The sequence below is a fragment of the Caballeronia terrestris genome (assembly GCF_001544515.1).
Classification (GTDB): Bacteria; Pseudomonadota; Gammaproteobacteria; order Burkholderiales; family Burkholderiaceae; genus Caballeronia; species Caballeronia terrestris.
This window is the reverse complement of record NZ_FCOL02000003.1, coordinates 37,572-50,307: the sequence shown is the minus strand read 5'-3', so window position 1 is coordinate 50,307 and position 12,736 is coordinate 37,572. Positions and strand designations below refer to the sequence as shown.

The window sequence follows — 12,736 nt, the reverse complement described above, 5'->3', positions numbered from 1 at the left end:
GTTAACGACAATGAAAACGCAATCCATCCTGCGCGCCAGCTTTACGCTGACTATGCTTCTCATAGCCGTATTGCTCGTTCGCACGCTGTGGGTGAATTATATGTACTCGCCGTGGACGCGCGACGGCCGCGTGCGAGCAGAGGTAGTTCAGGTTTCGACCGATGTCTCGGGTCTCGTGAGCGAGGTCCGTGTGCGGGACAACCAGCTCGTTCGCCGTGGCGACATCCTGTTTATTCTTGACCCGGCGCGCTTTCACTACGCGGTCGCGCAGGCCGATGCCGACCTGCAGCGCGCGCAGGCGCAGATGGCGCAGGCGAGGGCGCAGATGGCCGCGAGCAGCTCCGATCTTTCGATGAAGCGCGCACAGGCGGCGCGCCGCGCGACGCTCGCCGGCGATGTGATTTCCGATGAGAATCGTGCCGATTCGGCATCGATCGCGAAGGAGTCGGCGTCCACCTATTCCGCCGATGTCGCCGCCTACGACGCAGCGGAGGCCACGTACAAGGCCGCGGTGGTCGCGCAACAGACGGCCGAGCTTAATCTCACGCGCAGCGAAGTCCGCGCGCCCGCCGACGGCTACATCACTAACCTGAATCTCTACCCCGGTGATTTTGCAACGGCCGGCGTCGCGCGCATGGCGCTGATCGATTCGCACTCTTTCTGGGTCTACGCGTATTTTGAGGAAACGAAGCTGCCCGCCGTGCATGTCGGCGATCGCGCAGTGGTGCGGTTGCTGTCGGGCGGCAAGGATATTCGGGGACACGTCGACAGTCTCGCGAGCGGCATCGCGGACCGCGACAACCCGACCAGCGGCGACTTGCTCGCTGACGTCAATCCGATCTTCACATGGGTGCGTCTCGCGCAACGCGTGCCGGTGCGCGTGCATCTCGACGATGTTCCCGTGGGCGTCAAGCTCGCGATGGGGATGACCTGCACGGTCACACTACGGCCTTGAGCGAGGCGGGACGTCTTACGTTCGTATAGTCCGTTCGATGCGAGACGCGGCGGGATTGCAGTGTGATTGCACGTTTGTCTGAACCTTGATATGAGGCCGGGCAACCGTTTGTAGGGATGGTTCGCGGTCATGCGTTGCGATACGTTTCAATCCCTTCACCGTGTCGGATGACTGATCATGATCAGCCCGCCGTCCCTACATGCGCAATGCTTCACCGACACGCGGGCAGGACGCTCGTTCGCGGACGCGTGCCCGCAGGCGCCGCCCAGATCACCGCGCCGGGCGTGCCATGCCGCGCCGTGTTCGAATCGCCGGCGGACGTGCTGTATCTGTCGTATCGGACAATGCATTGAAGGAGTGCTTCGAGGATCTCATCGATCGTCCGCGTTCGGGCGTGATCCGTATTGACGATGCGAATCTCGTGCGTGACCTCGCGCTCGAACCGCTTGGCGAGGCGCTGGCCGTCGCGCATTCGGACGTCGCCGCGCTCGGCAAGCTATTCACCGACAGCGTGAGTCTCGCGATCGTATCGCGTGTCGTCGTGCGGCACTTCACCGCTGCGCAGAAGACGCGCGGTGCGCCGGGCATTTCGCGTCGCAATTTCGCCGCGCGACGGGAGCGCGTCCCCATGAGTTTCTGCTGCGACGCCGGATCGAACGTAGGCAGCATTTGCTGCTCGAATCGAAGCATCCAGTGATCGATATCGCGCTGAGCTGCCGTTCCGCTCGCAGGCTCACTTCACGACGGTGTTCAAGCGCCTTGTCGGCGAGACGCCTTATCGCTGGCGAACGAAGGTGAAGAGCGAGCGGTGGTCAAACGGAACCGGGCGGCATGCAGATGCATGACCGCCCGGCAATTCGTTTGCAACGCGTTTGAATTCACTCACCCGCATGCGATCCCGTGAGCACCTTGCCACGGAAGATGTGGTACTGGTAGAGGTTGTAGCCGATCATCACCGGAAAGATCAGCCCGATACCGATCAACATGAACACGAGCGTCGGCGAATCCGAAGCTGCTTCGACGATACCGAGTTTGCCCGGAATGAAGTCGGGAAAAAGACTGATCGCGAGGCCGGTGAACGAGAGCACAAAAAGCGCAACCGATGCACGGAAGGGTCCGCGAGAACTGCCCAGATACAGCGACGCAAAGACGAGTGCGACAGCGAGCGCGGAAGCAAGTCCCACCGCGATCAGCAGATGAAACACGCCGGGCTGCGCCCAGCGATCCTGGCCGACCGCGCTAAAGAACCACGTCGCGCCGGTCAGCAGCACAGCGGCTGCGACCGTGAAGAACGCGCTCAACAGCGAAAGCCGCCGCGCCCATTGCTCGATCGACCCGACGGTCTTCTTCACGAGATATGTCGAGCCGAGCAGTGAATAGCCGGCCACTACGCCGATCGCCGTGACCGCGACGAACACGCCGCTCATCGCACCCGGCGCGAGGCCTGTGATGACCTTGCCGAGTATCACGCCCTGCGCGACGGCCGCCACGAGACTGCCGATCCCGAAGACCTTGTCCCAAACCGGACCGTGCGTGACGTTATGCCGGAATTCGATCGCAGCGCCCCGCATGATCAGCCCCGCGATGAGCACCATCACCGGCAAGTATAAATCCTGCATCAGGAACGCATACGCCGAAGGGAAAGCGCCGAAGAGCGCACCGCCTAGCACGACGAGCCAGGTCTCGTTCGCGTCCCAGACATGGCCGATCGTCTGCACCATGACGTCGTGATCCTCGCGGCGCTTCCTGAGCAGGCTGAGAATGCCGATGCCGAGATCGAAGCCATCGGTGACGACGTAGAACACCAGCATCAGGCCGATCAGGCCGAACCAGGTGAGGGCGAGTAGCGTGTGAGTCGAACTGTCCATGAAATGACCTCGCGATGAAAGAGTGAGCTAGTACTCGCCGACCGCGGGCGCAGTGCGCGCCGCGATGTCGGCGGGCGGAACCAGCGTAAGGTCGGGTCCGGCACGCAACCACTTCCGTGCGAGCACGAAGAACGTGCCGAGCAGCACGACGTAGAAGGCGAAGAACATCATCATGCTCATCGTCACCGATGACGCCGGCACGACCGAAACCGCATCCTTCGTGCGCAGCAATCCATAGACGACCCAAGGCTGCCGCCCGACTTCGCGCACGATCCAGCCCGCCTCGACGGCGACATAAGGCAGCGGTATGCACAGCACCCAGGCAAGCAGCAGCTTGCGCTGTTCAAGCAACCGCTCGACACTGCCGCGCGCCTTGCGCATCACATAAGCGGTCCAGAATGCGAGCACCATGAAAAGAAAGCCGATGCCCGCCATCACGCGAAACGCGTAGTAAAGGAGCGGCAGCATCGGCGGCTGGTCAACGGGTGCGAACTCCTTGAGACCCTTCACTTCGCCATGCAGCGAATGCGTCGCGAGCACGCTCAGCACGCCGGGCACTTCTATCGACCAGTCGTTGTGCTGCGCCTTCTGATCCGGCCAGGCTAGCAGTGACCACGACGCGCCCGTGCCCGGCTTGTTGGTTTCCCAATGCCCTTCGATGGCCGCGCCCTTCGCGGGCTGCGTCTCGAACACGCTGCCGCCGCTCGAATCGCCGAGCCAGATTTGCAGCGGGGCGACCACCACGAGCACGAGCAGCGCGATCCTGAACGAACGCACAAAGAACTCGGGTTGGCGTCGCTTGAACAGATTCCACGCGGAGATGCCGGCGATCACGAACATGCCGGTCTCGATCGCGGCGACCGACATGTGCGACACGCCCCAGACCATGTCGAGGTTGAAGATGGCCGCAAAGTAATCGGTCACGATGATCTTGCCATCCACGACCGAGACGCCGGCCGGCGTCTGCATCCACGAATTCGCGACCATGATCCAGAACGCGGAGATGCTGGAGCCGAGCGCGACCATCGCGGTTGCGAACAGATGCACGCCGCGCGGCACGCGTCCCCAGCCGAGCAGCATCACGCCGATGAATCCCGCTTCGAGCATGAAGGCCATCGCACCTTCGAAGCCGAGGATGTTGCCGAAGAACTGTCCACTGTATTCGGAGAATCCGGCCCAGTTGGTGCCGAATTGAAATTCCATCGGAATGCCGCTCACCACGCCGACCGCGAAGTTCAGCACGAGCAGCTTGCTCCAGAAGCGCGCCTGCCGGTAATACATGACGTTGCCGGTCCTGAGCCACAGCACTTCGACGAGCACGAGAAACGCCGAGAGGCTGATCGTGAGGATGGGCCACAGGATGTGGAAGATCGCTGTCATCGCGAACTGCGCGCGCGACAGGTCGAGGACGTCACTGATATGCATGCTGATCTCCTTCGACCGCCGCGCGCTGCGTGTCTTTAACCGCGGCGCTGCGCACGACCTTCACCGGCACGGATTTATACGACGGCGTGCGGCTCTTGGCATCGAACGCATGGAGCGGAACGAGCGGATTAGCTTCCGGGTAATACGCGCCGCAACATCCATCGGGCAGTTCGTACTCGACGGCCTTGAAGCCGCGAATGACCCGCTCGATGCCATCCTTCGAGACCGCAATGATATCGACGCGCTCGCCCGGATGCACGTTGCGCTTCTGCCATTCGCGCGCGTTCATGAACACGACGTCGCGCTGGCCGAACACGCCGCGATAGCGGTCGGAATGCGAATAGAGCGTCGTGTTGTACTGGTCGTGGCTGCGCATCGTCGTGAGGCGCAGCGTGTCCGGATCGTCGTGCGACGGGTCTTCGTCGAGGCCTTCGAACACGAGGAAGTTCGCGCGTCCGGTCGGCGTCATCCAGACACGCTCGCGGGCGGTCGACGTCAAATGAAAACCGCCGGGTTCACGAATCCGCTCGTTGTAGCGCTCGAAGATCGGATAGACGATTTCGATCGCATCGCGAATGCGGTCGTAGCTCTCGACCAGATGCTCCCAACGCACGTGCGAATCGGGCCCAAGCGTCGCGCGCGCGATGCCCGCGACAATCGCCGGTTCGCTCTTCAGATGCGGCGACGCTGGTTGATTGCGGCCACCGGACGCATGCACCATCGACATCGAATCTTCCACCGTAATCGATTGCGGGCCGTCAGCCTGGATGTCGATCTCGGTGCGGCCGAGGCACGGCAGAATCAGCGCATCTTTGCCGTGCACGAGGTGACTGCGATTGAGCTTCGTCGCGATGTGAACCGTCAGGTCGAGCTTGCGCATCGCCGCCTGCACGCGGACCCAGTCCGGCACGGCGGCCGCGAAGTTGCCGCCCAGCGCGACGAACACTTTGGCGTCACCATGCATCATCGAATCGATCGCGGCGATTACGTCATGGCCGTGCGAAACGGGCGGCCGAAACCCGAACGCCCGCTCGATGCCGTCGATGAGTTGCGGCGAAGGCTTCTCCGTGATGCCGACCGTGCGGTTGCCCTGCACGTTCGAATGGCCGCGTACCGGACACACGCCCGCTCCCGGCCGCCCGATGTTGCCGCGCAGGAGCGCGAGGTTCGCGATCTGCTGCACGGTTTCGGTTCCGCGATGATGCTGCGTGAGACCCATGCCGTAGACGAGGATCACGTTCTTCGCCTGCATGTAGATGTTCGCGGCGTTCTCGATATCGGCGCGCGTCAGGCCCGACTGCGGCACGATCGCGTCCCAGCTCGTGTTGCGCAGGTCTTCGAGGAGGGCGTCGATGCCGTGCGTATGCGCATCGATGAAATCGATGTCGAGCACGCGCGGCAGATTCGCGGCGAGCGCGGCATCGTCGGCTTCGACGATGGCTTTCATCATGCCCTTGAGCACCGCGACGTCGCCGCCCACGCGCACTTGATATAGGAACGAACTGATCTGCGTGGAGCCGAGTGTCGCCATTTCCACCGGATTCTGCGGCGATGCGAAGCGCTCCAGCGCGCGCTCGCGAAACGGATTGAACGACACGATTTTCGCGCCGCGCCGCGACGCGCTGTGCAAGTCGCTCATCATGCGCGGACTATTGGTGCCTGGGTTCTGGCCGAAGATGAAGATCGCGTCGGCGTGTTCGAAGTCTTCGAGCAGCACCGTGCCCTTTCCGACACCGATCGATTCCGGCAACCCGACGCTCGTCGCTTCGTGGCACATGTTCGAGCAGTCGGGAAAGTTGTTGGTGCCGAACTCGCGCACGAACACTTGATACAGGAACGCGGCTTCGTTCGACGCGCGGCCCGACGTATAGAAGTCGGCCTGATCGGGGCTGTCGAGACCGTTCAGATGCCTCGCGATCATCGCGAACGCGTCTTCCCATTCGATGGGCCGATAGCGGTCCGTGGCGTCGTCGTAGGCCATCGGATGCGTGAGTCGTCCGGCCATTTCGAGGTCGTAGTCGTCCCAGGCGGTCAGTTCCGAAACGCTGTGCGCCGCGAAGAAATCCGGCGTGCAGCGGTTCGCCGTCGCCTCCCATGCGACGGCTTTCGCGCCGTTCTCGCAGAATTCGAACGATGACGTGTGCTTCGGATCGGGCCAAGCGCAACCGGGGCAGTCGAAGCCTTCGGGCTGGTTCATCCGCAGGAGCGTCTTCGCACCCGAGACAGCCACGCCTTGCAGCGCGAGTGCTTCACCGGTTGCCTTGAGCGCCCCCCAGCCGCCTGCAGGCTCGCTGTAGATGCGTATTTCCTTTCGTTTGACCATGTCCGTTTCCTTCGCCGTTTCATTGAGGAGCATGGGGCGATGATCGCGTTCCGCTGCGGTGCGGGATTGTGTATTCGCCCGGCGGTTTCGGATTCGCACGCCGCGGGGCGTGTTTGTCTGACCAGCGATTAACGTGCGTTTTTGAAATGGCTGGCGCGATCGGAAAAGATCGGCGAATGAGTCCGCCGAATAATGGCTTCACCTTATTTCGAAGCCAAACCGGAGACACACCATGCGATATCTGGACGATGCACGAGTCAGCCGCACAGACGTTTCAGAGGACCTCGCTGCGCTCGGGCCGTGGACGCGACGCGTCGTGATCGCGACAGCCGCATGGTCCCTCGGCGAACTGCCGTTCGAAATCTGGCTGAGCCCGACCGTGACGGAGATGGCCGCGTGTGTCGTCGGAAAGCTGTTGTTCGTGGCGCTCGTGTATTTCGTTCTTTCGGGAAGCCGCGCGGCGGGGATCGGCTACGCGTTTCTTTGCACGATCGGATTGATGGCGATGACCTTCGGGCTGCCCGCCGAATACCGCGTGTTTCCGTTGGGATTCGCGCTTTCCTCGGTGGAATGCTTGCTGAAGGCGACGGCTTTTGTGTGCCTCGTTTCTTCGGGCGTTGTGCCCGGCGAGGATTGACGCGCCGTCCGCGTTTCTGATCAGCGCCTGCTCAGTGCGGCTAATGCGCGTGTCATTGCATACGCGGCATCGATCGCGGATTCGAGCGAGCGATCATTCGCCAGGCGCTTTCCATCCACTATCACCGACCAGCGCCCGGCATCGTGTTCCCAAACGAGCCGGCGATCGTCGAGCATTTCCGCAACCCATCGGCGCGTATCGATCATGGCATGCCTCGCACAGGGGCATCCGCACGAACGGTGTTGACCGCAGCGGCATGTTCGCTATCCACGGCAAGACGCTCCAGCGGCAATTGCGTATCGACGTTCAGCTTATCGATGGTCTTGCCATAGTCCATCGTCGCCAACACGCAGACCGCGCCGATCACGAGACAAACCGCAACGTAGCCACGTCGGACATGTACTGTTTTTACGGCGTTCATGATCGGTCTCCGGGTTATTTGCGTTCAGTATCGGCGAGCAAACGTTCACGATCTTTCGCGGCTGCACGTTCGCTTTTCGATTCGCACGCGACTCAATGCCCGCCCGCGCCTGCCGCCCCGGCGCCCGCGCCCTTGCTCGGTTTTGTAAGCCAGATGAGCGGAATGATCGCGATGAAGATCACCGCCGAGAGCCAGAAGATATCGTTCAGCCCGAGCATGGCGGCCTGCGCATTGAGAGAGCGCTCGAAGAACGCAAGCGCTTGCGGCGTGCCTCCGCCCAGCGCTCCTTGCAGCGAACTTAAAGATTCGACGAAAGCCGGGTTGTGCACGCTCGACTGATCGACGAGTTGCGAATGATGAAGGATCGTGCGGTCGTTCCAGCCGGTGCTCGCGAGCGACGTGCCCACGGCGCCCGCGAACACCCGCACGAAGTTCGAGAGGCCAGCCGCCGCCGGAATCTTTCCGGGCGGCAACCCCGACAGGATGATTGCGGTGAGGGGCACGAAGAAGAGCGCCATCGGAATGCCCTGCAGCAACGTGGGGATGACGAGCGTCCACGTATCGACGCCCGTTGTGTAGTGCGAGCGCATGAGGAAGACGCCCGCGAAGCCGATGAACGCGAGCGTCGCGAGCACGCGGGCATCGGACTTCGGCATGATCTTGCCCATCACGGGTGCGAGGATCACCGCGAAGATGCCGAGAGGCGCGGTGACGAGCCCGGCATCGACTGAACGGTAGTTCAGATACTGCTGCATCCATTGGGGCAGCAGCACGAGATTGGAGAAGAACACCGCATACGCGACGGAAATCGCCACGGTCCCGCCCAGAAAATTGCGCCCCTTGAAGAGCGTGATGTCGATCACGGGGTTTTTCTCGGTCAACTCCCAGATCAGGAAGAACGCGAAACTCACGAGCGCGAACACGCCGAGCGCCACGATCACCGGCGAGTTGAACCAGTCGAGGTCCTTGCCCTTGTCGAGCATGATCTGCAGCGAGCCGACCCACGCGATGAGCGAGATCAGTCCGACCTTGTCGATGGGAATGCGCTTCACCGGCGTTTCGCGATCGCGATAGATCGCCCACGTGACGCCCGCGGCGAACAGTCCGACCGGGATGTTGATGTAGAAGATCCACGACCACGAGTAGCTGTCGGTGATCCAGCCGCCGAGCGCGGGACCGGCGATCGGGCCGACGGTCGCCGTCATCGCCCACAGCGCGAGCGCGTGCGAGCTCTTTTCCTTCGGGTACGAGCCGAGCAGAATCGCCTGCGAAAGCGGAATCAGCGGCCCCGCGACGGCGCCTTGCAGAATCCGCGCGACGAGCAGCACGGGCAGGTTCGGCGCGATCCCGCACAGCCACGACGACAACACGAAGAGCAGGATCGCCCAGACGAACAGCTTGATCTGCCCGACGCGCTGCGTCAGCCAGCCGGTCAGCGGAATCGCGATCGCGTTCGCCGCGGCGAAGAGCGTGATGACCCACGTGCCTTCATCGATGGAGACACCGAGATTGCCGGCGATCGTCGGAATCGCGACGTTCGCTATCGACGAATCCAGCACGTTCATGAAAGTGGCGAGCGCGACCGCAAGGGTGGCAAGCACGAGCTTGCCGCCGGTGAGCGGTGCGGGAGAAGAAACTGGATTCATCGAAATCACCTGAAGTGTCTATGACTGACGTGTCAGATATCTGCGCGAAAAAAATCAACCCGCGCGGCGCTTTGCAGTTGCCGCGACCGTGCGCGCAGCGGGCATGTTCTGCCCGATGATCTTCGCGATCTCGGCATCCGCTTCATCGCCGTATTTGCTGAACACGTCCGTGCGATACGACGTCGTCGTCGCGGCGCCGAGTTGCGTGCCGGACGTGTCGCGCGTTTCGACTTCCGCCACCATCGACAAGCCGATGCGCAGCGGATGCGCGTCGAGTTCGCGCTGATCCAGCCGGATGCGCACCGGCAGCCGCTGCACGACCTTGATCCAGTTGCCCGTCGCGTTCTGTGCAGGCAGCACGGCGAACGCCGCGCCCGTGCCCGCCGAGAAGCCCTCGACGTGCCCGTGGTACTTCACCTTCGAGCCGTACACGTCGGCGACGAGCGTCACCGGCTGGCCGATGCGCATGTGGGCGAGCTGCACTTCCTTGAAGTTCGCGTCGACCCAGACGCCGTCGAGCGGCACGATCGCCATCAGCGGCGTGCCGGGCGCGACGCGCTGGCCGACCTGCACCGAGCGGCGCGCCACGTAGCCGGTCACGGGCGCGGGGAGCGTGTTGCGCGCGTAGCTCAGATACGCGTCGCGCACCTTCGATGCCGCGGCCTGCACGTTCGGATGCTGTTCGATCGACGTGCGGTCGGTGAGCGCGTGATTGGCTTCGGACTGCTGGCGCACGGCATCGAGCGCAGCTTGCGCGGAACTCACGGCATCGCGCGCGTGGGCGATGTCTTCGCCCGATACCGCGCCCGTGCCCGCGACCGCCTGACGGCGCTTCAGGTCGTCGTTGGCGCGCGCGAGGTCGGACTGGCGTTGCGCGACGGTCGCCGCGTAGAACTCGTTGTTCACGTAGAGGCTGCTCACTTGCCGCACCGTCTGGCCGAGCGTGGCTTCGGCGTTGGAGAGCGCCACTTTGGCGTCGGCGGCATCGAGCGTCACGAGCGGCGCGCCTTCTTTGACGATCTGCGTATCGTCGGCGTTCACCGCGACGACCGTGCCGCTCACTTGCGGCGTCAGTTGCACGAGGTTGCCGCTGACGTAGGCGTCGTCGGTTTCCTCATGGAAGCGTCCCGTCGTGTAGTAGTAGGTGCCGTAGCCCGCACCCGCCACGACGATGGCCGCTGCCAGCAGCGAGAGCAGCAGTTTGCGTTTGCCCGATTTTTTTGTTTGCGCTGGCGTCTCGGCCGGCTGGTCCGCCGCCGTCCGCGCGGTGGTGATCGTGTCGCTCATTTCATGGCTCCTGGAGTGTGCGTGGGACGTGTCCGCTTCAGCGCGCGGCAACGACGGGGTTGGCTTTGACGTCGGCGGAATCGGTGTAACCGCCGCCGAGTGCCGCCGCGAGCGCGATCTGCTGGTCGCGGCGATTCATCTTCAGATTCGCGACCGACTGGTCCGCCGCGAGCGCGTTCGTCTCGGCGTTGAGGACGGTCAACTGGTTCGTGAGGCCCGCTTTGTATTGCACGAGCGCGAGTTCTTCGGCGCGGCCCGCGGCCGACTGCGCGGTCTGTGCGTCGGCGAGTTGCGCGTCGGTCGAGCGGATTTGCGCGAGCTCGGTCGCGACTTCGGAGAGCGCAGTGACGAGCGTCTGGTGGTAGGTGGCGACCGCGTAGTCGAACTCGGCGTAGCGGCCCTTCAGTTGCGCGCGCAGGGCGCCGCCTTCGAAGATCGGCAGATGGATCGCCGGGCCCGCCGACATCGTGCGGCTCGCCGCCGTGAGGAGCCGCCCGAAGCCGAATGCATCGAGTCCTATCGCCGCGCTCAGGTTGATGTCCGGATAGAACTCGGCCTTCGCTTCCTTCACCTCGTGCGTCATCGAATCGACGCGCCAGCGCGCGGCCACGATGTCCGGACGGCGGCTCACGAGATCGGCGGGGAGGTTGTCAGGCAGACGCACTTCGTCGCCGATACCGAGCGCCGGCCGCGCGATCGCGAGCCCCCGGTCCGGTCCTGCGCCGAGCAGTGCTGCGAGCTGATAGCGCGTCGTGACGATGCTGCCGTCGAGCGCCGCGAGAGACGCGCGGCTCGTCGCGAGGTTCGCTTGCGCGGTCTTGCGCTCGACTTCCGTGTCGAGCCCGGTCGCGATGCGGCCCGCCGTGATGCGGTCGATCGTCTCGCGCTGGGCGATCTCCTGCTGCGCGATGTCGCGCAGCGCGTAGAGCCGCGCGAGCTGGTTATAGGCGCGGGCGATGGTCTCGTCGAGCGTGAGCCTGACGACTTCGGCATCGGCCTGGCTCGCCTGCAACTGCGACAGCGCAGCCTTAAGCGCCTCGCGGTTCTTGCCCCACAAGTCGAGATCATAGGAAGCCGAGACGAGCGCCTTGTTCTCCGATTGCCACGATCCACCGTAGGGCGGCGGCACGAGCGCATTCGACGAATACTGCTGGCGCGAGTACGAATACGAGGCGCCGACCTGCGGCAGCGTGTTCGCCTTCGCGGTCTCGCCGTAGGCCGCTGCCGCCGCGACCCGCGAGCGCGCCTGTTCGAGCGTCGGACTGCTCTTGAGCGCTTCGTCGAGGAGCGCTTTCAGTTGCGCGTCGCCGAACTGCTCGGCCCAGTCCGCAGCGGGCCAATGACCGGCTTCGGCAGGCAGGCTCTGTTGCGTGGCGTACGACTGCGGCTGCGCCATGTCCTTGTCGCTGTGAATTCCGGCGTAGTTCGCGCACGCCGACAGAACCGCCGCAAAGATCAGCGTGACGCTTGCCTTCGCGAGCCGCGAACCCGTCCTGCCTGAATTTGATTGATGTTTCATTTTCTGACCTGTCAGATAATTGAACAAAAAAATGGAGCGATTGGGTCGCGGCCCGCTCAGTCGTCGAGAAACTTGCGCAGCAGCCGGTTCAGTTCCTTGAACTCGCTCTTCGTGAAGTTCTTGACGCGCGCGTTGAGCACCATCGGAACGATCTCCGGCACATGCGCGGCGACTTCCTCGCCCTGTTCCGTCAGCTTCAGATTGACCACCCGACGGTCTTCCAGACTGCGGGAACGTTCAAGCAAGCCCTTGTCTTCCAGCTTGTCGAGCATGCGCGTCATCAGGCCCGTATCGATACCGAGCAGTTTCGACAACTCGAACGGCGTCGTCGCCTCACCGTGCCGCATCGACAAAAGAATACCCATCTGCTGCGTGGTGATGCCGAGGTCTTTCAGCGCGGCATCGATTTCCGCGACCAGGACGTTGCGCGCCTTGCCGATCGCAAATCCGATGCTCTGCGTCAGGTTGAAGCTCTCTGAGGTGTAGTGATCCATGTCTCGCTCCGTTGATGAAACGAACAGTATCTGCAAAATCAGATATTGTCAAGATCTGATTGTGTGGTTCTGTTCAAGTTAAGTGGTTACCTTGAATTGGACAAAAACGGCTATTTCAAACAGCCAGTCGACGCTTTAATCTTCGCTTCATCGATCAACAC

The 12,736-nt window shown here is 63.0% G+C and carries 10 protein-coding genes and 1 pseudogene; 3 read left to right on the top strand and 8 right to left on the bottom strand.

Annotated features, from left to right (window positions below):
* Positions 1-10 precede the first annotated feature (10 nt).
* Entirely contained in the window at positions 11-955 is a 945-nt protein-coding gene (locus tag AWB67_RS03525) for an HlyD family secretion protein (RefSeq protein ID WP_087654853.1), read from the top strand.
* A gap of 218 nt (positions 956-1,173) precedes the next feature.
* Positions 1,174-1,800, top strand: a pseudogene (locus AWB67_RS03520) (helix-turn-helix transcriptional regulator); the annotation flags it as partial.
* 33 nt (positions 1,801-1,833) lie between these two features.
* On the opposite strand, the gene AWB67_RS03515 reads toward AWB67_RS03520, so the two are convergent.
* The 3 genes from AWB67_RS03515 to AWB67_RS03505 are packed head-to-tail and all read right to left on the bottom strand — an operon-like array spanning position 1,834 to position 6,571.
* Positions 1,834-2,823 (bottom strand): cytochrome d ubiquinol oxidase subunit II, encoded by a 990-nt coding sequence (locus tag AWB67_RS03515; RefSeq protein ID WP_087654852.1) that lies wholly within the window; start codon positions 2,821-2,823, stop codon positions 1,834-1,836.
* 27 nt (positions 2,824-2,850) lie between these two features.
* On the bottom strand, positions 2,851-4,248 hold the full coding sequence (locus AWB67_RS03510; protein WP_087654851.1) for a cytochrome ubiquinol oxidase subunit I: 1,398 nt from the start codon (positions 4,246-4,248) through the stop codon (positions 2,851-2,853).
* On the bottom strand, positions 4,235-6,571 hold the full coding sequence (locus AWB67_RS03505; RefSeq protein WP_087655042.1) for an FdhF/YdeP family oxidoreductase: 2,337 nt from the start codon (positions 6,569-6,571) through the stop codon (positions 4,235-4,237). The genes AWB67_RS03510 and AWB67_RS03505 overlap by 14 nt, the downstream gene beginning before the upstream one ends.
* Before the next feature lie 232 nt (positions 6,572-6,803).
* On the opposite strand from AWB67_RS03505, the gene AWB67_RS03500 reads away from it, so the two are divergent.
* Positions 6,804-7,208 (top strand): hypothetical protein, encoded by a 405-nt coding sequence (locus AWB67_RS03500; RefSeq protein WP_200822161.1) that lies wholly within the window; start codon positions 6,804-6,806, stop codon positions 7,206-7,208.
* A gap of 202 nt (positions 7,209-7,410) precedes the next feature.
* Here the strand turns inward: AWB67_RS03500 and AWB67_RS03490 are convergent, their stop codons facing one another.
* From AWB67_RS03490 to AWB67_RS03470, 5 genes are all read right to left on the bottom strand, one after another.
* On the bottom strand, positions 7,411-7,629 hold the full coding sequence (locus AWB67_RS03490) for a hypothetical protein (protein WP_087654849.1): 219 nt from the start codon (positions 7,627-7,629) through the stop codon (positions 7,411-7,413).
* 92 nt (positions 7,630-7,721) lie between these two features.
* Positions 7,722-9,275: a DHA2 family efflux MFS transporter permease subunit gene (locus AWB67_RS03485; RefSeq protein ID WP_087655041.1), complete on the bottom strand. Its 1,554-nt coding sequence runs from the start codon at positions 9,273-9,275 to the stop codon at positions 7,722-7,724.
* A gap of 54 nt (positions 9,276-9,329) precedes the next feature.
* Entirely contained in the window at positions 9,330-10,562 is a 1,233-nt protein-coding gene (locus AWB67_RS03480; RefSeq protein WP_087654848.1) for an HlyD family secretion protein, read from the bottom strand.
* Positions 10,563-10,599: 37 nt separating this feature from the next.
* Entirely contained in the window at positions 10,600-12,081 is a 1,482-nt protein-coding gene (locus AWB67_RS03475) for an efflux transporter outer membrane subunit (protein ID WP_087655040.1), read from the bottom strand.
* Positions 12,082-12,137: 56 nt separating this feature from the next.
* Positions 12,138-12,575, bottom strand: coding sequence for a MarR family winged helix-turn-helix transcriptional regulator (locus AWB67_RS03470; RefSeq protein WP_087654847.1), 438 nt, complete (start codon positions 12,573-12,575; stop codon positions 12,138-12,140).
* Positions 12,576-12,736 lie beyond the last annotated feature (161 nt).

Bases quoted from the DNA above. Each gene is read 5' to 3' on its own strand.
- AWB67_RS03475 (WP_087655040.1), bottom strand. From the start codon at position 12,081: ATGAAACATCAATCAAATTCAGGCAGGACGGGTTCGCGGCTCGCGAAG.
- AWB67_RS03525 (WP_087654853.1), top strand. From the start codon at position 11: ATGAAAACGCAATCCATCCTGCGCGCCAGCTTTACGCTGACTATGCTT.
- AWB67_RS03500 (WP_200822161.1), top strand. From the start codon at position 6,804: ATGCGATATCTGGACGATGCACGAGTCAGCCGCACAGACGTTTCAGAG.
- AWB67_RS03515 (WP_087654852.1), bottom strand. From the start codon at position 2,823: ATGGACAGTTCGACTCACACGCTACTCGCCCTCACCTGGTTCGGCCTG.
- AWB67_RS03510 (WP_087654851.1), bottom strand. From the start codon at position 4,248: ATGCATATCAGTGACGTCCTCGACCTGTCGCGCGCGCAGTTCGCGATG.
- AWB67_RS03470 (WP_087654847.1), bottom strand. From the start codon at position 12,575: ATGGATCACTACACCTCAGAGAGCTTCAACCTGACGCAGAGCATCGGA.
- AWB67_RS03480 (WP_087654848.1), bottom strand. From the start codon at position 10,562: ATGAGCGACACGATCACCACCGCGCGGACGGCGGCGGACCAGCCGGCC.
- AWB67_RS03505 (WP_087655042.1), bottom strand. From the start codon at position 6,571: ATGGTCAAACGAAAGGAAATACGCATCTACAGCGAGCCTGCAGGCGGC.
- AWB67_RS03485 (WP_087655041.1), bottom strand. From the start codon at position 9,275: ATGAATCCAGTTTCTTCTCCCGCACCGCTCACCGGCGGCAAGCTCGTG.
- AWB67_RS03490 (WP_087654849.1), bottom strand. From the start codon at position 7,629: ATGAACGCCGTAAAAACAGTACATGTCCGACGTGGCTACGTTGCGGTT.